Raw genomic sequence first — 20,633 nt, 5'->3', positions numbered from 1 at the left:
TTCAAATACTAGTATACATTCACATAGAGGAATTAGTAAACTTGTCCTGTTTTTTCAGTTTAACTTTAAGTGATATTTTTCCAAAAAGTGAAAGTTTTTCTTTTAAAATAAAGGTGTTTTCAAATATTAAAATGAGCAATTGGTCCTATTAGTCCCCGAAAAGTGGATTTTGCTGTTAGGCACCTTTGTTGAAAGTTAAATTTTTTATACCTATAATCTTTTAAGTAAACGGTTTTTATTATTACATAAAGAGGTGTGACAAAAATGAAATTAGTAGCAATCGTGGGAAGTTTACGGAAAGATTCTTATAATAGGGGTTTGGTAGAAACGATTAAGGAGAGGTTTGTTCAAAAATTCGAATTAGAGATTCTTGAAATCGGACAACTTCCGCATTATAACCAAGATGATGAATTTAACCCTTCTGAGCTTGTATTGGAATTCAAGAGAAAGGTTAAAGAAGCTGACGGTGTTATTATTATTACGCCTGAATTCAACTGGTCGATTCCTGGCGTGTTAAAAAATGCGCTTGATTGGTTGTCTCGGGTCGATAAAGTATTGATTGGAAAACCGGTTATGACCGGCGGTGCAACTATGGGCATAGCAGGAACATTGCGGGCCCAACTGCATATACGTGAAATCTTAGCATCACTTCAGGCAAAGCTATTGCCGCCGGCAGGAAACGAAATCCTGATCAGCCAGGCACATACGAAATTTGATGAAGAAACAGGCCTTTTGAAAGAAGAAGCAACGTTGAAATTCGTCGATGATGTCGTCGAAAGATTCGTCGCTTTCGTTAAAGAATAAACTCATTTCAACTGTAAAACGCCGGGAGCTAGGCTCCCGGCGCTGGTTCATACACCAATTAAATACTGTATAAGGATAATTGCTGCTAGAAACGAAAAATTATACATGCTGAATTTTATTAAGTATTTCTTATTTTCCTCCGGAAACTCCCTAATGAATAGTTTATAGGAAATGACGCTTGCCAGTGAAGCAATAATGGTGCCAAGTCCCCCAATGTTGACGCCCATTAATAACGGCTGCCAATCTGGCGTAAATTTTGCCAGCAGGAGGGAGGCAGGGACATTGCTGATCAATTGGCTTAAAAGAATCGACGTAAAGAAAACAGAATGTGAACTGTCGAGACGTTCATTTGCAAACGTGTTTACGATGCTGGTATTCGATATATTTCCGATGAAAACAAAAAAGCAAATAAACGTAAACAGCAGGGTATAATCTATTTTCCTCAATAAATGAATATCTAGCAAACAAACTGCCGCTAACGTCAGGAATAAGGCAAGTTTGTCACTAACCACACCAAAGATAGAGGCAATGATGAAGGCGAAGACTACTCCCCAAACAACCACTTTTTTTCTTCCATCTAAAGTAGAAGACGGAAACACCAAAGTTAATTCTTTCCCCTTTAGTCTTATCAAAAGAATTCCAAGTAAAACAATTCCCAAAAAAGCTAATAGAAAAACCGTCCCGAAAAACTGCAAAGGTTTTATTCCGTAATAAGTAAAGATGAACAGGTTCTGCGGATTTCCCATTGGTGTCAAACTGCTGCCTAGATTAGCCGCGATCGTTTGCAGGATTATCGTTTCCATCATGTTGATCTTCATCTTTTTGCTTATAATCAGTGTTAACGGTACAAATGTTATTAAGGCAACGTCGTTGGTGACGAACATTGAGCTAAAGAAGCATAAGAAAACGAGAATCGCGGATACTTTTTTGCTTGAATGGCATTTATTCAAGATTGAAATCGCGAATTTATCTAATAGTTTCAATTCCTCGAAGGCCTTAATGACGAGCATAAGGTTAAATAAACTTATGATAACCTTGAGGTTTATATATTCAAGCTTTGGAGGATGCAGAAAGCAGCTTGCCAATGCTAATATAAGTGAAACCGTGAATACGATGTCTTTTTTTAAAAAAGAAACGGGCAAACTTAGTCTTTTCTGTTTTCGAACAACAACCAATTCTTTCACAATGATCACCAAAAAGGTTAGGATTTTTTCAACAATGATAACATTATGATTAAATTCGATTCCTGTCAATTAAATTTTATAGCTTAAAAGCAACGGGGGCTGACCCCCAAGGTGAGAGACAGCCCCCTATAAAAACACCACTTTATTCTACTGTAACGGATAAGGACTTAATAAGTAGTGACGGCGAACCAACTGGTGAGAGCGGGAAGGTTAGGTCGGATCCTACTTTTTCCACATCAGTCAAAAGCTGATAGAAATTCCCCGCAATCGTCATAAGATTAACTGGAAATTGGATCTTTCCGTCCTTTACATAAAACCCATTCGCAGCAACCGAGAAGTCACCGGATATTTGGTTCGCACCTGAATGTAAGCCGGATAAACCGGTAATCAACACGCCTTCGCCCACCGTAGAGACTAACTCTTCCAAAGATGATGCTGAAGGAACAATATAAAGATTGGAAGGCCCAACCTTAACGGCACCTTTATAGGAATCTTTTTGGGCATGACCGGTTGTGGCTGTTTGGTCCTTTTTAGCTGTTTTTAGATTATGGAGGAAGGAATGCAACACACCTGATTCCACCAAGGTAAGTTTCTTCGTTGCTACTCCCTCACTGTCAAAATTCCTGCTGCCAAGGCCATCTTCAAGGAATGGATCATCGACGATTGTCACCATCGAACTCGCTATTTGCTTACCCAGTTTATCTTTAAGAGAAGATAACCCCGCTTGAGTGTTTTCCGCCGAAAAATTGTCGGCAAAAGTAGCTAGCAGGCTGGCGGCCGCATCGTTACGTAACAGGACAGGGTAATCCTTGCTCGTAATATTTCGCGAACCCAACTGTGATAAGGCTTCCTCAGCTGCTCTTGTAGCAATCTCTTTGGCATCCAGACTTTGAAAGTCCTTTGTTACTTTAAATTCAAAGGATGTCTTGGTTTCCTCTCCATCTTTCACAATCGCTTCCACCATGACATACAAATAATTAGCCTGATCACTCAAGGACAGTCCTTTATTATTGGAAAGGCTTTTGGTTACCGATGTCGTACGTATCAAACAATAATCTGTCGCCACAATCCTCGGGTCCATTGCTAGCAATTCACGTTCCACATCTTTGATAAATTGAATTTTTTCCGGAATGGTTACTTCATTTAAGACTGCGGAATAAAAATTCCGGTTCTCATAAAAGCTGCTGCCCGCAAATATTTCTTCCACATCCTCGTCATTCATGAACTCAGCATTTTCTTTTGCATTTTTTAATAGGAAGGGGATAGAGGCATCATCTAATTTTTCCGTATAGGCGTAGCCCATTTTCCCGTCAATGATACCACGGAAAGAAACACCGCCGTCTTCCGCGATTTCGTATTGGTCAATTTCGCCTTTAAAAATTTGGCAGCCAAAAACTTCTTTCATTTCATAATAAACCTCAACATCTGTAAAACCAGTTGAGGCGGCTTCTTTAAAAAGTTTTACCTGAAAATTCTGTATATTCATTGTTTATTCCCCCTTTGTCCCGCCAACGGTGATTTCACTTACCCGAATCATTGGCTGGCCGACGTTTACCGGGATACTGCCGCTCAAGGAACCGCACATTCCCGCACCATGCCCGAGATTGTTCCCGACCATATCGACAAGCTGTAAGGTTTTCGGGCCGTTCCCAATTAAAGTAGCCCCCTTTAATGGCTTTCCGATTTTTCCGTTTTTTACCTCGTATGCTTCCATGATGGCAAAGTTGTAATCGCCTGTTGCTGGGTTGACCTGGCCGCCGCCCATGTACTTGACATATATTCCATTCTCAGTCGCTGCGATGATTTCTCCCGGTCTTGATTTGCCTGGGGCGATATACGTATTGGTCATTCTTGAGGTAGGGGCAAAGCGGAAGGACTGCCTTCTGCCGGAACCGGTAGATTCCATTCCCATCCGGCGTGAATTAAATTTATCAATTAAATAGCCTGTTAAAATCCCATTTTTGATTAACACATTTTTTCGTGCCTTTTCACCCTCATCGTCGATGTTAATGGATCCCCATTCATTTGAAATTGTGCCATCATCAATGTACGTAACGATTTCCGGAGCAACTCTTTCCCCGATGCGATTAGCGAATACAGAATTGTTTTTCGCGACAGCAGTGGCCTCTAAGCCATGTCCGCAGGCCTCATGAAAAATGACCCCGCCGAACTCATTATCAATAATCACCGGAAATTTGCCGCTCGGGCATGGGCTAGCATCGAGCATGGTTACGGCAATCCTGGCTGCTTCATTTGCATAAAGATCGAGATTTAAGTTTTCGATAAATTCAAAGCCGCTATGGGCACCCGGTCCGTAAAAACCAGTTTCCATTTTATTTCCGCTTACAGCAACGGCTTGTATCGCCAGTCTTGAGCGAACTCGTTTGTCTTCGATATATTTTCCTTCAGAATTGGCAATAAGCACATTCTGCTCCTCATCCATTAAACGGACGGTTACCTGAGAAATACTAGAGTGATAGCTTTTAGCCGTATCTGAAGCATTTTTCATGACGGCAATTTTTCTAGATTTCACTACCTCTTGCGGCAGCAATTGGATCGGATGGAGTGTACTATACGACTCTCGAACAAATGGGGCAGGGGAGATGACACTATTTCCTTTAATGGCTTGTGCCGCATTTTTCGCAGCCTTCACCAGACCGTCCTTACTGAAATCGGTGGTATACGCATAAACACTTTGCAATCCCTTAAATACACGGATTCCAACCCCAAAATCACGTCCGGAGAGAGCGGTTTCAATTTTACTGCTTCTAAGGGTGATATTATTGGTAAACCGATCCTCTACGAAAATCTCAGAAAAATCGCCGCCAGTGGATAAAGCTGCTGTCAATACGTCTTCAATTAATGATTGACTTAGCATGATGACCTCCTATGTATTTTATTTTTCTACGTTATTATCAAACTACAATGTAATAGTCGGAAGAGGATATGTCTTGGTTTCGCATTTAAGAATGTTTTTTTATCGACAATTATTTCAATTTTTTTGTCGACAAAAATCTGTTTACAAAACTAATGGAATTTTGGGAAAATTTTAATAATAGTTATTGGATTTACCAATTAAAAGTGATACTATATTTTTGTGGATTATAACAGTTTGATTAACGAATAAACTATGTTTAGTTAAGTTTGATAGTTTTATGAATTTCAAGGTGTCGACAGACTACAGTAGGTGGTGAATAAAATGGATTCTTTTTCTATCGAAAAACCAGTCCGATATTACGATCAAGTCTATAACACGCTTAGAGAAATGATTGTTCAAGGGGACTTAAAACCTGGTGATAGTATATATGAAGCAAGAATTGCCAGAGATCTAAATATTAGCAGAAGTCCTGTCAGGGAAGCTGTCCGCGCTTTAGAAAAAGAAGGGTTATTAGCCATTGATGAAAAGTCAAGAATCACTGTCTATAAACCAACTTTGAAGGATATCGTGGATATTTACGAGTGCCGGATGGTCTTAGAGTCCTTGGCTGCTAGATTGACAACTAGGCTTGCTACAGCGCAGGAACTGCAGAACATCGAAAAAACAGTCATTGATTCTAAGCAATATTTGGATGCTGAAGGGGAACGGAACAGACAGGCCTTGATTGCCGAAAATGGCCGTTTTCACGAATTAATCATTAAATACAGTCAAAATAGGAGATTAAAGAAACAGCTGAGAGACCTACATTCATTAAGTCACTACTTCAGGACCCTAAACTTCCAAGGTGAGAATAGGGAATGGATTGTGTATAACGAACATCAGGATATTTTAGTGCAAATGAAAAGAAGGGATGAAGACAAGGCTGCTTTTATGATGAACAAACATCTTGAAACTGACTTGGAGCATCTGAAGGAGATATTCTCTAAATACACTAAAGAATAGAAAAAAATGAAGGTCATCAAATGGATAAATGCCTCATATTTTAAACTGTCGACAGACTACAGCTGATTTAGAATCTTATTGCTTTTAGCAACAGAAGATTTTATACAGAACCTTGCCGATTTAAACTGTCGACAGGCGACATATAATAAATGTTTATAAAAAATCCACACGAAAGGATTGAAGACAAGTTGAAAACCATTATTCAAAATGGAACAATTGTTACCGCAACTGACATTTATAAGGCAGATATCCTTATTGAGAACGGGGTGATTTCCGGAATTTCTAACCATTATGCTGAAGCCCCGGATGCCAAGGTTATTGATGCTAGCGGGCAATATGTTTTTCCTGGAGGAATAGATGTACATACACATCTTGCTTGGCCATTCCAAAGCACTGGAACGGCTGACGATTTTGTAAGCGGAACCAGAGCGGCAGCGGCAGGCGGGATTACCAGCATTATTAATTTTACCAATCCTAAAAAAGGCCAGACACTCTTTGATAATTTACAAGAATGGAAGAAAAAGGGGGAATCGTCGCTAATCGACTACAGTTTTCATTCCATTATTAGCGAATACAACGATCATGTTCTCGAGGAACTCCCAATCCTCGCAGATAAAGAAGGTGTTACTTCTATCAAACTATTTATGGCCTACAAGGGCGAGCTGATGGTGAATGACCGTGAAATGTATAAAATTTTGAAAAAAGCGGGGGAAGCAGGGATTATCACAAATGTCCATGCGGAAAACGGCGATATTATTGATGAATTAATTGCGGAGTCTCTTGCAAAAGGAAATACCGAACCAATCTATCATGCCTACACAAGACCACCGATTACTGAATCAGAGGCAACCGGAAGAGCGCTTGCCATCGCAGAAGCAGCCAAGGCTCCTATTTACATCGTCCATGTTAGCTGTGCTGATGCACTTCAAAAAGTAGCAGAGGCAAAAAAACGCGGGGTGCAAGTAACCGCGGAAACATGCCCTCATTACCTTGTTCTTGATGAAAGCTATTTAGAACTGCCAGATTTTGAAAGTGGAAAATATGTCTGTTCTCCGCCTCTTCGTGAAAAATGGAACCAGGAGCATCTTTGGAAGGGGATTGCCTCTGGTTTAATTTCAACGGTGGGGTCGGACCATTGTCCATTCCTTTTTGAAGGACAGAAGACTTTGGGAAGAGAAAATTTTGCAAAGATTCCTAACGGTGTACCTGGACTCGAGGATATTTTCTCCATCGTTTATCACTATGGGGTTAATGAGGGAAGAATATCACTCCAAAAATTTGTTGAGGTCATCTCCACTGGACCGGCCAAAACATTTGGCCTCTATCCGAAAAAAGGAAGTATAGGAATTGGTTTCGATGCTGATCTTGTTCTGTTCAATCCGAATGTTTCAAGAGTCATTACCCATAAAAAACAATATCAAAATGTTGATTACAACCTTTATGAAGGCACCGAAGTCAAGGGAACCATTACTCGGGTGCTGTCTCGTGGCGAGGAAATTGTCCGCGACGGATATGTCATTGGGGAACAAGGCCGTGGAAAGTTTCTGTTCAGAAATAAGGTTTCAAAAGTTCAGTCAACAATATCAGCGATATAAAACTTATTAATTAACCCCCTAAGATGTGTTATCGAATATGAAAGGAGGTGAGGGCTGGCAAGTAATTCGATAATCGCAAAACACATCGTACATTGGTTTCGTTTTTTTGGAAAAACAATGAAATCTATTAAAGGGGGATTTTTATGCAAGGTGGAACTGGTCTTAAAGTTTCAAAAAATCCAAATGCGGCACTCGCTGCAAAACCAACGAATGTGCGTTGGCGCGTATTTATTATGCTTTTAGCCCTTGTTACAATCAACTATGTGGACCGCGCAGTTCTATCGATTGCCATGCCGGCAATTCAAAAGGACCTAGCGCTAGACCCTGCGATCGTCGGAGTCATCTTAAGTTCATTCTTCTGGGGCTATGCCCTCATGCAAATTCCATCTGGCTGGCTGTCTGACAAAATCCGTCCTGATAAAGTCGTGTTCGGGGCAGCACTTGGCTGGGGTATTGTCCAAACATTAACAGGTTTCATCAATGGACCGAAAATGCTGATGACACTCCGTGTGTTATTGGGCATAACGGAAGCACCTGTAATGCCAGGATCATCAAAATTACAGGCGATTTGGCTGAGCAAAAGCGAACGGGGCCGCGGCGCTACCATCATTGATAGTGGTGCACCACTGGGAACAGCTGTAGGCGGACCGATTATTGTTGCCTTTATGGCCTGGTTTGGCGGCTGGCGCGGCGCATTGATTGGCGCCGGTATTTTGACCATCGTGGTTGCCTATCTTGTCTGGAGGGTTATCAAAGGCGGACCGAATGCCAACCCAAAAGTCAATGAAGCAGAGCGCGAATATATCAGAAAAGCACTTGAAGAAGAATATGAAGAACATAAGCGTAATGCCACTGGTTTAAAAATCGGCCCAAAGGACTACTTGACCGCAAGAAATTTCTGGTGCATGTGCCTTGGCTGGTTTTCGTTCAATACTGTTTTCTATGGGCTGATGACATGGGGGCCATCATATCTGGCACAAACACAAAACCTAGACATTAAAGCGATTGGCGGATCGATTTTAATCATTTTTGGTGCCGGGTTTATTGGTGAGATTATTGGCGGATTGATTACGGATAAATGGCGTGAAAAGGGCGGCAATGACAATACCGTTATGCGAACCATGCTGTCTATCGCCGGTATTATGACTGCGATCTCAATTTTCCTTTTATCTAAGTCCACTTCCGTAACCATGGCCATTACGACACTTTCCTTTGCACTATTCTTCCTGCGCTGGGGAGGTTTATATTGGAGTGTACCTGCAGCCATTTCACAGCGCGAGCATGTCGGAACTGTCGGCGGATGTATGAACTTTGCCGGGAATATTGCTGGTGTCATCACACCTATTTATGTAGGTATTATTGTATCAACAACAGGTTCCTATTTCTTAGCCCTTATGGTGTTCGTCTTTGCCGGAATTCTCTTGGCAACCGTATCTAGCTTAATTAACTACAATAAGAAAATTGGCTCAGTCAATTAATGAAGGAGGAAAAAGTAATTATGTCAGAACCAAAGAAAATCGGAATGCTTACACCGTCATCCAATACGGTTTTAGAGCCTATCTGCTCAAGAATGTTATACAATGTACCGGAAGTTACCTGCCATTATGGACGTTTTGAGGTAACAAAAATCTCACTGGAACAGGATGCTCTCAGCCAATTTAATTTTGAACCGATGCTGCAAGCAGCTGAACTGTTGGCCCATGCAGAAGTAGATGTGATTGCCTGGAACGGTACATCTGGCGGATGGCTAGGCTTTGATATGGATTATAAGCTTTGTGAAGAAATTACAAAAAGAACGGGTATCCCGGCTACAACTTCCATGCTGTCACAGGTGAGAGCATTTAAAGAACATAATATTAAATCAATCCACATGGTTACACCATATATCCCGGAAATCAATAAATTAATTGTTGAACAATATAAAAAGCATTGTAATGTAGAGACGGTTAATGTTTCTGGACTTGCCCAAACTGTCAACCGTTCTTTCAGTCAAGTTTCACAGGAAAGAATTGAGGAGCAGATTAAGGAAGTGTGCGTGACACCTGCAGATGCTCTAAGCGTGGTGTGTACAAACTTCCCTGCGGTTGGAAAAGTAGAATACTATGAGGAAAAGTATGAAATCCCAATGTATGACACGATCAACGTGCTAATCTGGGAGTGTTTAAAAATGGTCAATGTCGATCCTGCCAAAGTAAAGGGTTGGGGAAAACTGTTTTCAAGGGTAACAGTAAACAACTAATACTTTTTCATGGGCATTTCAACCTGGCGGGGTTGGAATGCTCTTTTTTTTTTAGAAGCAATTGGGTGCTGCATGGTGTTTTTTCGTCTTCACTGACGACTCCATACATTTTACGGGACAGAAGATTGGCTGACCCAACCCCGATGTATACCATTTTCAATGACAGAACCAATATAAATTATACAACAATAAGGAACGCTTGAAAATTTTTTGGAAAATAAATTCTATTTTTTACAAAAACGGAGGGAAAGCAATGATCTCGTTAAATTTTTATAAAGAAGAACAGCTGTGCCTGGGTATTAAAACAGAAAGAGGAATCTTGGACGTAGAGGCAGCCGTTAATAAACTCCCCCATATTCAATCTGCGCCGAAAACAACGGCTGAACTAATTGCTTTTGGGCCAAAAAAGCTTCGAGAGTTATTAGATTTGTCTAACATGGAGGATTCGCTATTCTTAGAAGAGGAGTCATTGACCTTCGGCCCTTGTGTTACTGAACCGCAAAAAATCATTGGCGTTGGTCTTAATTACAAGGATCATGCAGCAGAGTGCGGGCTCCCATTACCACCTGTCCCAATTATCTTCAGCAAATTTAATACAGCCATCCGGTCCCACGGTGAAGACATCTTGTTGCAAAAAAATACAAAGCAAGTGGATTATGAAGGTGAAATAGCGATTATTATTGGTAAAAAGGCCAAAAATGTGAAGAAGGAAGAAGCCCTTTCCGTTATCTATGGATATTGTATTACCAATGATTTAACGGCCCGCGACCTTCAAAAGGTAACCGGACAGTGGCTGTTAGGCAAATCCTGTGACGGATTTTGCCCGCTTGGTCCGTATCTTGTCAGTAAAGAAGAAGTTGAAAATCCCAATAATTTAAGGATTATTACAAAGCTTAATGGAGAGGTTTGTCAGGATTCCAACACTTCCAATATGATTTTTCCATGTGAGGAACTTATAAGCTATATTTCTGACCATTTTACTCTTCATCCGGGGGACGTCATTTTAACAGGTACACCAGCGGGAGTCATTCTCGGTAAACCTGAAGAACAGCAGGTTTGGCTAAAGGATAGCGATGAAATCTCAATTGAGATAGACAAATTGGGCACATTGAAGAATAAGTTTAAATCTGAAGGATATAGCAGTTCCATAGTAGAATAATAATTATGAAGAAATTGAATTGTTGGAAAATTAATAAATAAATATTGAATATACTATCTGAAAATGCTAATCTTTAATTGTGTAATATAACAGTTTTTATAATTATAGACTGTATTAATAAAGGTTTTCTGTAAATGGTTAATTTCAAATTTATGGTTGTTAATCCAAACATTTATAGTTTAGGATTTTAAATAACTACTAGTTTTAAGGAGGAATTATAGTATGTCCAACTATGTTAAGGCGGGAAATCTACAGGTTGCTGGTATCCTTTATCGATTTATCAATGATGAGGCACTTCCGGGAACCAATCTTGAAGCTGCTGCATTTTGGTCCAATTTTGAAAAAATTATCGAAGAACTGGCACCAAAAAATCGTGAATTACTTGCCAAGCGGGATGTAATCCAAGACAAAATCAATAAATGGCATAAGGAAAACAAAGACTTTGATGCCGAAAGCTACAAACAATTTTTAAAAGAAATTGGCTACATAGAGCCTGAAGTGGAAGATTTTCAGGTCACAACAGAAAACGTTGATGAAGAAGTGGCACTTAAAGCAGGCCCTCAGCTAGTGGTGCCGGTGGATAATGCCAGATACGCCCTTAATGCGGCAAATGCCCGATGGGGAAGCCTGTATGATGCGCTGTACGGAACAGATGCAATTAGCGAAGACGGCGGAGCTACACGTGAAGGAAGTTATAATCCTGTTCGTGGTGAAAAGGTTATTACATTCGCAAGAGAATTCCTTGACAAGTGCGTTCCTTTGAATGGCGGAAGCCACAAAGATGCTGTTCAATATGCAGTTGAATCAGGGAAATTGGCTGTAGCTTTAAGCAATGGAACTACTGTTGGCCTTCAAGATGAAGCTAAATTTGCGGGCTATCAAGGAAACTCTGTTGCGCCATACGCAATCCTTTTGAAAAATAATGGCCTTTATTTTGAAATTCAAGTGGACCGGAGCCATCCGGTCGGTAAAACTGATAAAGCAGGAGTCAAAGATATCCTGTTAGAATCAGCTTTAACCACCATAATGGATTGTGAGGATTCGGTAGCGGCGGTTGATGCAGAAGACAAGGTTGGCGTTTACCGAAACTGGCTTGGGTTGATGAAAGGTGATTTAACAGCAAGTTTTGAAAAGGGTGATAAGACACTCACTCGCAAATTAAACCCTGACAGAGAATATACTTCGCCAGATGGAAAAATTATCTCACTTAAGGGTCGTTCCCTAATGTTTGTAAGGAACGTGGGCCACTTAATGACCAACAATGCAATCTTGGATAAGGACGGCAATGAAGTGCCTGAAGGCATCATAGATGCAGTAGTGACAAGTTTGCTTGCCAAGCATACATTGCTAGGGAACGGAACTTATCAAAATTCCAGCAAAGGTTCCATTTATATTGTAAAGCCCAAGATGCATGGATCCGCAGAGGTAGCATTCGCAAATGAGATTTTTGAGCGTGTAGAAGAAATTCTCGGCCTTAAAAAGAATACCTTAAAAATTGGTGTAATGGACGAAGAGCGCCGCACATCTTTAAACTTAAAGAATTGTATTCATGCGGTAAAAGAAAGAATCGTCTTCATTAATACAGGCTTCCTGGACAGAACAGGTGACGAAATGCATACTTCGATGGAAATCGGTCCGATGATTCGTAAAAATGAGATGAAGTCATCGCTATGGTTGCAAAGCTATGAAAAGTCAAATGTCTATAATGGCTTAGCTACAGGACTGCAAGGTTGCGCGCAAATCGGTAAAGGAATGTGGGCAATGCCAGATTTAATGGCAGAAATGCTGAAACAAAAAATCGGTCATCCGAAAGCAGGCGCCAATACGGCATGGGTTCCGTCGCCAACAGCTGCCACCCTTCATGTGCTGCATTATCACCAAGTAGACGTTACAAGTGTTCAGGAACAATTAAAAAATGAGATTAAAGATTTGCGAGACGATATTTTAGAAATTCCTGTGTCTCCGAGCCGTAATTGGACTGCTGAAGAAATCCAGCAGGAGCTCGACAACAACGCTCAAGGCATCCTGGGATATGTTGTCCGCTGGATTGACCAAGGGGTTGGATGCTCCAAGGTTCCGGATATTAACAATATAGGTTTAATGGAAGACCGTGCGACGCTAAGGATTTCCAGTCAACATATTGCCAACTGGCTTCATCATGGAATTTGTACGAAAGAGCAAGTAGTAGAGACACTTAAGCGGATGGCAAAAGTGGTTGATGCCCAAAATGCTGGTGATGCCAACTACCGTCCGATGGCGCCTGACTATGAGGATTCAGTTGCCTTCCAGGCAGCCTGTGACCTTGTTTTCGAAGGATACGACCAGCCAAACGGTTATACCGAACCAATCCTTCACCGCCGCCGCCTGGAATTAAAAGCAAAATTATCCGTAAAAAATTAATCAGCGGGTGATATCACCTGGTTAAAAAATGAAAAAAGCTGCCCAACGAGGCAGCTTTTTTCGTTGAAATCACAGGTTATTGGCCTTGTTGATTTCGCAGGGATTGTTCAGCATAAGCAACGAGACGTTTGGTCATTTCGCCGCCGACTGAACCATTCGCTCGTGCGGTCGTATCAGCACCAAGCTGCACTCCAAACTCGTTGGCGATTTCTTCCTTCATTTGATCCAGAACATTGCCTGCACCAGGAACCAATAGTTTGTTTCTAGCCATGATACATCACTCCCGACGAAGTTTTTGAGCAATAAAAATATTGCTCGTATATAATGTATCCAATTTGAAAAAGCTAATTCGTGGTGCAAGACGCTTCATACCGTAAAAAGGCCTGACCCTATTCTTTACTGTAGTAAAGTCTTGGGGACAGGCTCCGTTTCTTCTTTTTTATTGTTTATTTTTGGCTGACTAATTCTTTTTGTGTTAGTGATCCCTCTGTGGCAAGGTAGTCATGAACCACTTCTGTACGAGGAAGGCTTAGATCCGTAAGAATATGGGAAGCAGAGACGATTTCTAGCACAGGAAAGTCCGCCAGCGGTGCAAGAGCATGAGCAAATAGCTGCAGGCGGGCAGGGGAAGTCCATGCGCCTTTGATTGTAATGTCCTTAATCTCTCCTCGCACCAACTCACAAATACGAGGCTTTCCATTCTGTCCCCGAATAAGCTTTAGCATATAGTACGGCTTACAAATTTCTTCACGAGCTGCTTCCAAATCGATCTGCTGGTGCTTATAACCCATAGTAGCGGTTGCAACTCGTAATGTTCCATAGTCTAAAGTACCTACCAATGTGTCAGAATCTATGTATAAACTAGGTTTACCCAATTTCTTAGGATACGCCCCAACTTCACGGCCTGCCGCAATTGCAGGATGATTATCCACATACATGCAGTGTACATAGTCACCTTTTTCGCCATTATAATTAACCTGGATAACTTGACCGCACTCCGTGTAAGAGCCCAGACCGGTCACATCCGGCATCCGGATGACCTCAAACTTCACAAGCGGCTCATCGATTTCAAGCGGTTCAGGTACTACCTTTCTTAAAGCCTCGATGTCAGTACGATAGACGATGTTTAAGTATTCGCGATTATTAAATCGATATGGCCCGCGTGGGAAAGCAGGTGCATCCAGCGGCGTGGAGATTTGTTTTGCAACTTCTTCTAATTTCATTTCAAACATCCTTTCAATAGTTTAATAATATGTAAATTATTTAAATAATAAAAACCTATTAAAAAATAAAAATTGAATAACAATACAGTTATTATTGTACATGCTATTATGGCTTTGTCAACAAAATAAGCAGACTAGTCAAAATTTTTAGATTTTTGTCGAAAAAGCACGAAAATATTGTTATGACAATGTTTTGTAATGATTGTATTATTATATTGACACTCTTCAAAGTTAAGTTTTTTTGGAATAACGCGAAAAAAATATTATTCTCAAAAGAAAAAAATATTATTGAAATATCAATTGACAGAAAATTACCTTTTGTCTTATTATTTAACATGATAACATACCAACCGGTTAGTATGAAAGTGAAAAACAGTAAATTCATAAGGAGAATGCAGGATGAACGATACGATTGAACAGATTCAAACGAAGGTGCAATTCTTATCAGCAGACGAGGCTATCGGGAAGATACCCGAAGGTTCCAGTATTATGGTAGGGGGATTCGGTTTCCCTGGTATGCCGCGTCATCTTTCAAGGGCGTTAGTTAGACGGGAAGAGCTAAGTGATCTCACCCTAATTACTAATAGTCTTGGAAGTGTGTCTATTCTAAATGATTTGTTTGAGCAAAATCGCATCAAAAAAGTAGTTGGGAGTTTCTTTTCCACAAATAAGGAACTTGTGAAAGCGAATCGTGAGGGAAGTGTTGAAATCGAGTTATTGCCGCAAGGGACATTTACAGAAGCGATTCGTCTAGGCGGAGCAGGGATTCCAGCATTTTTCACCCCAACAGCTGCGGGAACAGATCTGGCCCGTGGGAAGGAAACACGTACATATAACGGACGCGAGCATGTCCTTGAACAATCACTGACTGCTGATGTGGCAATTATCCGTGCCCATAAGGCTGATAAAGCGGGTAATCTTGTCTATAAAAAGACAGCGCAAAACTTTAACCCAGCCATGGCAACTGCAGCCAAATTAACGATTGTAGAAGTAGACGAAATTGTGGAAATTGGTGAGTTGGATCCGGATAAGATTGTTACACCATTTATCTTTGTTGATATTGTTGTAAAAAGGGAGGAAGTGTAAGATGAGCTACTCTGTTAAGCATTATATAGCATGGCGTTGTGCACAGGAATTATCTTTAGGTTGTGTAAATCTTGGAATTGGAATCCCAACCCTGGTGGCAGATTATTTGCCAAAGGGAGTTGTTACCCTGCATTCTGAAAACGGCATCTTGGGTGCCGGACCAGAACCCGGACCTGATTTTGTTGTTGATCCGGAAAACATGGATTTGGTGAATGCTTCAGGTGTTCAGCCAATTACAGCACTGCCGCATGCTTCCTATTTTGATAGTTCATTATCATTTTGTATCATGCGCGGCGGCCATCTTGATGCTACTGTTATTGGAGCACTGCAGGTTTCCGAAACAGGTGATATTGCTAGTTGGGCAGTACCAGGAAAGGATGTTCTTGGTGTAGGAGGAGCAATGGACCTCGTTGTTGGAGCAAAACGAGTCATTGCCGCGATGACGCACCTATCACCTAAAGGAGAACCGAAAATCCTTCCGGAGTGTACCTATCCTTTAACTGCAAAAAATCGCGTCGACACTATCGTTACGGAGTATGCTGTCTTTAAATTCCGGGAAGGGAAGCTTTATCTGGTAGAAATGGTGGATGAACTTACTTTCGAACAATTGAAGGAAATGACACCTGCTTCCTACGAAATTGCGGGGGATTTCAAATGGGTCAATCGGAATTCCGTTACAGAAGAGCAGCTTGTATTAAAATAGAAATTGCTATCTGAAACGATATCATATTAATAAAATATGAACCTTCAAAGGTTCCTCAGATTGCCGAGAAAGGGTATTTTTCTCGGCAATTTTTCATTTTGTTTAAATCATTAATGATTGTCCCTGCTAACTGGCCTGATGATATTTACGCTCCAGTCACCTTTTTTTTCCTCGAGGAGGTCCAAGTTGTAAAATGGGATGAAGTGTCCGAACTATTGCTACTTTCGGACAAATCGCTTGAAAAAGAGATAAAGTGTCCGAACCAGTGCTATCTTCGGACAAAATCACTTAATAAAGGGAAGGAAGTGTCCGAACCAGTGCTATCTTCGGACAAACCCACTTGAAAAAGAGGAGGAAGTGTCCGAACCCGTACAATCTTCGGACAAAATCACTTGAAAAAGAGGAGGAAGTGTCCGAACCCGGGTTATACGGACGTTCACCCAATCAAGAAAAACAAAAGGCTATCAAAGTTTTTTCGATAGCCTGAAACCCTTTTGGATTCCTTTTTTTATGGTGCCTACTGCTGTCCAAAATGTAATGCTGGGATGGGTATACTGGCTATTTTGCATAAAAGTTTTCTGTATAGTATGGGTGTGACTCGTTATTAAATGCGACCCCTACACCAAGATATCGATATCCTTCACGCAAAATATTTTCCCGATGGCCGAGCGAGTTCATCAGCCCTTCATGCGCAAAAATACTGCTAAACTGTCCGTAGGCAAGATTTTCTCCGGCCAAACGAAAAATAATATCATCTTCTTTCATTCGATCAAACGGGGATTGTCCTTTAAGATTGGTATGGTCAAAATAGTTATTAACAGCCATATCCGAGCTGTGCTTTCGTGCTGTTTCTCTCACGTGCTCATCCCATGTCAGGACAGGAAGCTGATGATTCACTCGAGCAGCATTGGTTAAATCAAACATCTGGTACTCAAAACCCTCTTTTAATTCAGGACTTGCTTTCGTGTAAAAATCAGTTTTCTCATCCTCAATGTCTTTTCTGATTATCTGCATCGCAGTTACCGTATTGCCCTCGTGTTTATCATAAAAAATAGTCACATACGCATTATCCTGCAAATATACATCATAATCCCTGTCTTCCTCAAATTGATAGACATACCGTCCTTTTTGAATTTGCTTTAGAGGATTGCCCAAGATTGTATGAACCTCGTCCTTTGAGCTTCCGCGCTTAATCCCATTTGCAGAAGAGATTAAATCCTGGTCCGTATATACTCCTGAAGCTTTATTGTTTCCATCGTACATCACCATTAAAAAATTATGGTAATTAGTGTGGTAGGCGTTCCAATCGCTCCCATACTCATTAAGGGAAGATCGTTTGGCTGCTCCTACATTCATTTCAATTTGTTCCTTAGTCTGGCCTAATTCAATATTTGATATAGAAAAGAGTTGTTTGTCAGGTGTTTGCAGCTCAATTTTTTCAATCGGTTCTTCTTTTTTTGGTGTCTTTGGAAGTTCTTCCAAGTTTACGTTTAACTGTTTCAGCAGCTGTTCAACTTGGGCAAATATTTGACCAATCGCTGACATGATTTCCGGAATATTTACCTCTGATTGGATCTTATCAATTGCTTGCACCTTATCGGTCTGGGCAAATTTTTGTTCAATTAGCGGGGCTGAATAATTAAATAAAAATAATAATGAAATAATAGCTAATATTCGAGTCAAATTTTTCCACCTCCATAACTAATTTCATTTTCGCCAATCCTACTGTTATCTATAAGTGTCTCTATGGGTTTAGTTACTATTTTAACAGAAAATGTTGCAAATTCGCTTATTCTTAATTTTTTGATGCCTTCATATCATAAAATAAAAAGGTTGGACAAGGTGATTACTATTTTTGAGAAATTTTTTGCTACGATGGTTGGAAGTCTGCTGCTTGGTATCGGGGTTAACGGGTTCTTTATTCCTAACCATTTAATCGATGGCGGGATTTTGGGAATCGCTCTCATTATTTATTATTTTTTTAAATTCCAAACTGGGTTATCAATGATTGTATTAAGTCTCCCAATATGTATACTGGCATTGCTAAAAGAAAAAGCATATTTTTTAAGCAGCATTCAAGGGCTGCTTGTCTCATCATTATTTATTGATTTGCTTGCACCGCTTCGAGACGAATTTTCCGTTTCAAGTTTGACCGGTGCGCTGGTTGGAGGAATCATCATTGGAATCGGTGTGGGACTTATGCTCCGTCATAAAACCAGCACAGGGGGTACGGATTTACTTGCCAAACTTATATCGAGACGCTTTTCAATCAATCTGGCACTAACCATTATTTTCATAGATGGACTGATTGTTTTGGCAGGATTCACCGTACTGGATGTTCATCACTTTCTTTATTCATGTTTGGCTATTGTAACTGTAGGGATTATCACATCCTTAATTGAAGGTTATTAACTTTGTGTTAATTGATTAATGTAAAAATAGAGAATTATTTCTATTAATGGTATCTTTTAATAATATTGAATCAAAAAAGGCAAAAAGCGAGAACTTAATAAAAATTAGCTTTAGCACAAAGGAGAAAACATCATGAACGAGATGAAAGAAACACCGCATATCAAACCGAATGGTGTGGAAATTGCAGAAACCATCCTTTTACCGGGTGACCCATTACGGGCAAAGTTTATTATGGAGACGTATTTAGAAGATGCTCAGCAATTCAATTCCGTTCGGAATATGTTCGGATATACCGGAACGTATAAAGGGAAGAAAATTTCCGTCATGGGGACTGGAATGGGAATGCCAAGCATGAGCCTTTATTCCTGGGAACTGATACATATTTTTGGGGTAAAAAATTTAATAAGGATTGGAACCTGCGGAGCCATTCAGGATCATATGAATTTGTATGATCTTGTACTGGCGATGGGCGCCTCAACCGACTCTCGTTATGTCCACCAATACAATTTACCCGGTGAATTTGCCAATATTGCATCTTTTGAATTATTGGACAAAGCAAAGAAAGCGGCAGATCAAAAAGGGCTCCCAGTACATGTTGGAAATATCCTGACCAGTGATATTTTCTACAATGCTGACCCAACCGCACTGGAAAAGTGGCAGAAGATGGGGATTCTCTCAGTGGAGATGGAGACGGCCGGACTTTATCTGAACGCTGCCTATGCAGGGGTAAATGCCCTTACGATCCTAACAGTAAGCGACCATATTCTTCGCCGCGAACAAACAACCCCAGAGGAAAGACAATCTGCCTTTACAAACATGATGGAGGTTGCGCTGGAGTTGGCATAAATAAATATTGTGGAAATCCATAATTATATTATGTTAACTCGATTCCTTCATAGTGTAATAAATTTTTCCATAATGAAGCACTCTAAAAGTGGAGGTGAAATTTATGGAAAAAGATAATACCCAAATTTCCGAAAACCAAGCAAAAGATACAGATAATGAAGCTATAATGAATAGAGTAAATCAAACCTTCGATAAGATTTCTCAAGATGTTAAAGAGATGATTAATGAAAATAACAACCAATTGTCATAAAAAACGCCATAGATGGCGTTTTTTTGTGTATGTCGTGTTAATACATTCATTATTGAATATGATAAATTAAATTTATAAAAGAATTTTCCAACCCCGTATCTTTTCGTCTCCCAATAAACGTTTATAGTGTAGAGAGTGCAAAAGGAGTGAAAACCATGTTACACAAGCTTAACCCGAAAGTCGATGAACAAGCGGATTTATACTGGCAGGAGCAGTATCCAAAACTAAAGCAGTATTGTCACTTTCTTACTCAAAACATGTGGGATGGGGACGATGTTGCACAAGAAACATATCTAAAAGCATTAAGGTATGAAAATCAACAGCAAAGCGTAACGCCAGCCCTGTTAAATAAAATTGCTTATAACCACTGGGTGGACGTCATTCGCAAAAGAAAAAAAGAAAGCCTTCAAGAGGATACTGAAATTGCCGGCGCTTGCCAAAACGCTAATCGAGATGAACTATTCAATACGGTTGAGATGCTCATCAACCATTTCACACCAAAGCAGTCGATTATTTTTTTATTAAAAGAGGCGTTTCAATATCAGATAAAGGAAATTGCTGAAATTTTAAATACATCCGAGATGGCGGTAAAGGCTAGTTTGCATCGTTCTAAAAACCGTTTGGAAAAGTTAAATGAAGAAGGTCATTTACTAACGATTGAACCACATTGGAATGATGCTGAACGTGAGCAATTATCCGAGCTTTTTTATGAAGCTTTGAAAACAGAAGATCCAACGACCCTTATAGAAGAAATTCACGCTATCATCTCTGAAATTCCAAAAGCAATTACTACAAAAAAATTATCTCCTTCCAGCACTCTCTGCATGGCTGCTTAGCCAAATTGCTTATAAG

The 20,633-nt window shown here is 40.3% G+C and carries 19 protein-coding genes; 13 read left to right on the top strand and 6 right to left on the bottom strand.

Going from position 1 to position 20,633, the window contains the following annotated elements; genetic code table 11:
* Positions 1 to 264 precede the first annotated feature (264 nt).
* Complete coding sequence (locus ACZ5B7_RS14625; RefSeq protein WP_464494320.1) at positions 265 to 804, top strand: NADPH-dependent FMN reductase; 540 nt, start codon at positions 265 to 267, stop codon at positions 802 to 804.
* Between the two features lie 47 nt (positions 805 to 851).
* Here ACZ5B7_RS14625 and ACZ5B7_RS14620 read toward each other — a convergent pair whose 3' ends face one another.
* The 3 genes from ACZ5B7_RS14620 to ACZ5B7_RS14610 form a co-directional block, all read right to left on the bottom strand.
* On the bottom strand, positions 852 to 1,988 hold the full coding sequence (locus ACZ5B7_RS14620; RefSeq protein WP_464494500.1) for an SLC13 family permease: 1,137 nt from the start codon (positions 1,986 to 1,988) through the stop codon (positions 852 to 854).
* Between the two features lie 142 nt (positions 1,989 to 2,130).
* Positions 2,131 to 3,474, bottom strand: a complete 1,344-nt coding sequence (locus tag ACZ5B7_RS14615; protein ID WP_464494319.1) for a TldD/PmbA family protein — start codon at positions 3,472 to 3,474, stop codon at positions 2,131 to 2,133.
* A 3-nt stretch (positions 3,475 to 3,477) separates the two neighbouring features.
* Positions 3,478 to 4,866, bottom strand: a complete 1,389-nt coding sequence (locus ACZ5B7_RS14610; protein WP_464494318.1) for a TldD/PmbA family protein — start codon at positions 4,864 to 4,866, stop codon at positions 3,478 to 3,480.
* A 321-nt stretch (positions 4,867 to 5,187) separates the two neighbouring features.
* Here ACZ5B7_RS14610 and ACZ5B7_RS14605 point away from each other — a divergent pair, with 321 nt between their 5' ends.
* The 6 genes from ACZ5B7_RS14605 (at position 5,188) to ACZ5B7_RS14580 (ending at position 13,261) form a co-directional block, all read left to right on the top strand.
* Positions 5,188 to 5,868, top strand: a complete 681-nt coding sequence (locus ACZ5B7_RS14605; RefSeq protein WP_464494317.1) for a GntR family transcriptional regulator — start codon at positions 5,188 to 5,190, stop codon at positions 5,866 to 5,868.
* 149 nt (positions 5,869 to 6,017) lie between these two features.
* A complete protein-coding gene (gene hydA, locus ACZ5B7_RS14600; protein WP_464494316.1) occupies positions 6,018 to 7,463 on the top strand; it encodes a dihydropyrimidinase in 1,446 nt (481 codons plus the stop codon).
* Positions 7,464 to 7,606: 143 nt separating this feature from the next.
* The gene (locus tag ACZ5B7_RS14595; protein ID WP_423802476.1) at positions 7,607 to 8,941 is read left to right on the top strand and encodes an MFS transporter; all 1,335 of its coding nucleotides are present in this window, start codon (positions 7,607 to 7,609) and stop codon (positions 8,939 to 8,941) included.
* 20 nt (positions 8,942 to 8,961) lie between these two features.
* The gene (locus tag ACZ5B7_RS14590; RefSeq protein ID WP_378581810.1) at positions 8,962 to 9,702 is read left to right on the top strand and encodes a maleate cis-trans isomerase family protein; all 741 of its coding nucleotides are present in this window, start codon (positions 8,962 to 8,964) and stop codon (positions 9,700 to 9,702) included.
* A 253-nt stretch (positions 9,703 to 9,955) separates the two neighbouring features.
* The gene (locus ACZ5B7_RS14585; protein WP_464494315.1) at positions 9,956 to 10,861 is read left to right on the top strand and encodes a fumarylacetoacetate hydrolase family protein; all 906 of its coding nucleotides are present in this window, start codon (positions 9,956 to 9,958) and stop codon (positions 10,859 to 10,861) included.
* Between the two features lie 222 nt (positions 10,862 to 11,083).
* Positions 11,084 to 13,261: a malate synthase G gene (locus tag ACZ5B7_RS14580; protein WP_464494314.1), complete on the top strand. Its 2,178-nt coding sequence runs from the start codon at positions 11,084 to 11,086 to the stop codon at positions 13,259 to 13,261.
* Between the two features lie 76 nt (positions 13,262 to 13,337).
* Here the strand turns inward: ACZ5B7_RS14580 and ACZ5B7_RS14575 are convergent, their stop codons facing one another.
* Positions 13,338 to 13,532 carry an alpha/beta-type small acid-soluble spore protein gene (locus tag ACZ5B7_RS14575; RefSeq protein ID WP_026576247.1) on the bottom strand — a complete coding sequence of 65 codons (195 nt, stop codon included), beginning with the start codon at positions 13,530 to 13,532 and terminating at the stop codon, positions 13,338 to 13,340.
* A gap of 175 nt (positions 13,533 to 13,707) precedes the next feature.
* On the bottom strand, positions 13,708 to 14,484 hold the full coding sequence (locus ACZ5B7_RS14570; RefSeq protein WP_464494313.1) for an acetoacetate decarboxylase: 777 nt from the start codon (positions 14,482 to 14,484) through the stop codon (positions 13,708 to 13,710).
* A gap of 399 nt (positions 14,485 to 14,883) precedes the next feature.
* On the opposite strand from ACZ5B7_RS14570, the gene ACZ5B7_RS14565 reads away from it, so the two are divergent.
* On the top strand, positions 14,884 to 15,570 hold the full coding sequence (locus ACZ5B7_RS14565) for a CoA transferase subunit A (RefSeq protein WP_464494312.1): 687 nt from the start codon (positions 14,884 to 14,886) through the stop codon (positions 15,568 to 15,570).
* A gap of 1 nt (position 15,571) precedes the next feature.
* Positions 15,572 to 16,273: a 3-oxoacid CoA-transferase subunit B gene (locus ACZ5B7_RS14560; RefSeq protein ID WP_464494311.1), complete on the top strand. Its 702-nt coding sequence runs from the start codon at positions 15,572 to 15,574 to the stop codon at positions 16,271 to 16,273.
* A gap of 558 nt (positions 16,274 to 16,831) precedes the next feature.
* Here ACZ5B7_RS14560 and ACZ5B7_RS14555 read toward each other — a convergent pair.
* Entirely contained in the window at positions 16,832 to 17,956 is a 1,125-nt protein-coding gene (locus tag ACZ5B7_RS14555) for a CAP domain-containing protein (protein WP_464494310.1), read from the bottom strand.
* A gap of 159 nt (positions 17,957 to 18,115) precedes the next feature.
* On the opposite strand from ACZ5B7_RS14555, the gene ACZ5B7_RS14550 reads away from it, so the two are divergent.
* The 4 genes from ACZ5B7_RS14550 to ACZ5B7_RS14535 all read left to right on the top strand — a co-directional run bounded on the left by ACZ5B7_RS14550 (position 18,116) and on the right by ACZ5B7_RS14535 (position 20,617).
* Positions 18,116 to 18,685 carry a YitT family protein gene (locus tag ACZ5B7_RS14550; protein ID WP_464494309.1) on the top strand — a complete coding sequence of 190 codons (570 nt, stop codon included), beginning with the start codon at positions 18,116 to 18,118 and terminating at the stop codon, positions 18,683 to 18,685.
* Between the two features lie 141 nt (positions 18,686 to 18,826).
* Positions 18,827 to 19,531, top strand: a complete 705-nt coding sequence (gene deoD, locus ACZ5B7_RS14545) for a purine-nucleoside phosphorylase (protein WP_464494499.1) — start codon at positions 18,827 to 18,829, stop codon at positions 19,529 to 19,531.
* A 103-nt stretch (positions 19,532 to 19,634) separates the two neighbouring features.
* Positions 19,635 to 19,781 carry a hypothetical protein gene (locus ACZ5B7_RS14540; protein ID WP_464494308.1) on the top strand — a complete coding sequence of 49 codons (147 nt, stop codon included), beginning with the start codon at positions 19,635 to 19,637 and terminating at the stop codon, positions 19,779 to 19,781.
* A 155-nt stretch (positions 19,782 to 19,936) separates the two neighbouring features.
* Positions 19,937 to 20,617, top strand: a complete 681-nt coding sequence (locus ACZ5B7_RS14535; protein ID WP_464494498.1) for a sigma factor-like helix-turn-helix DNA-binding protein — start codon at positions 19,937 to 19,939, stop codon at positions 20,615 to 20,617.
* Positions 20,618 to 20,633: the final 16 nt, after the last annotated feature.

Source organism: Neobacillus sp. S1115, assembly GCF_055385565.1.
This window is presented reverse-complemented; position numbering and strand designations above follow the sequence as displayed.

Excerpts from the sequence above, each read along its gene's own strand:
- ACZ5B7_RS14625 (WP_464494320.1), top strand. The coding sequence starts at position 265 with ATGAAATTAGTAGCAATCGTGGGAAGTTTACGGAAAGATTCTTATAAT.
- deoD (WP_464494499.1), top strand. The coding sequence starts at position 18,827 with ATGAAAGAAACACCGCATATCAAACCGAATGGTGTGGAAATTGCAGAA.
- ACZ5B7_RS14595 (WP_423802476.1), top strand. The coding sequence starts at position 7,607 with ATGCAAGGTGGAACTGGTCTTAAAGTTTCAAAAAATCCAAATGCGGCA.
- ACZ5B7_RS14615 (WP_464494319.1), bottom strand. The coding sequence starts at position 3,474 with ATGAATATACAGAATTTTCAGGTAAAACTTTTTAAAGAAGCCGCCTCA.
- ACZ5B7_RS14580 (WP_464494314.1), top strand. The coding sequence starts at position 11,084 with ATGTCCAACTATGTTAAGGCGGGAAATCTACAGGTTGCTGGTATCCTT.
- hydA (WP_464494316.1), top strand. The coding sequence starts at position 6,018 with ATGTTTATAAAAAATCCACACGAAAGGATTGAAGACAAGTTGAAAACC.
- ACZ5B7_RS14535 (WP_464494498.1), top strand. The coding sequence starts at position 19,937 with ATGTTACACAAGCTTAACCCGAAAGTCGATGAACAAGCGGATTTATAC.
- ACZ5B7_RS14610 (WP_464494318.1), bottom strand. The coding sequence starts at position 4,866 with ATGCTAAGTCAATCATTAATTGAAGACGTATTGACAGCAGCTTTATCC.
- ACZ5B7_RS14540 (WP_464494308.1), top strand. The coding sequence starts at position 19,635 with ATGGAAAAAGATAATACCCAAATTTCCGAAAACCAAGCAAAAGATACA.
- ACZ5B7_RS14585 (WP_464494315.1), top strand. The coding sequence starts at position 9,956 with ATGATCTCGTTAAATTTTTATAAAGAAGAACAGCTGTGCCTGGGTATT.
- ACZ5B7_RS14590 (WP_378581810.1), top strand. The coding sequence starts at position 8,962 with ATGTCAGAACCAAAGAAAATCGGAATGCTTACACCGTCATCCAATACG.
- ACZ5B7_RS14575 (WP_026576247.1), bottom strand. The coding sequence starts at position 13,532 with ATGGCTAGAAACAAACTATTGGTTCCTGGTGCAGGCAATGTTCTGGAT.
- ACZ5B7_RS14605 (WP_464494317.1), top strand. The coding sequence starts at position 5,188 with ATGGATTCTTTTTCTATCGAAAAACCAGTCCGATATTACGATCAAGTC.
- ACZ5B7_RS14565 (WP_464494312.1), top strand. The coding sequence starts at position 14,884 with ATGAACGATACGATTGAACAGATTCAAACGAAGGTGCAATTCTTATCA.
- ACZ5B7_RS14570 (WP_464494313.1), bottom strand. The coding sequence starts at position 14,484 with ATGAAATTAGAAGAAGTTGCAAAACAAATCTCCACGCCGCTGGATGCA.
- ACZ5B7_RS14560 (WP_464494311.1), top strand. The coding sequence starts at position 15,572 with ATGAGCTACTCTGTTAAGCATTATATAGCATGGCGTTGTGCACAGGAA.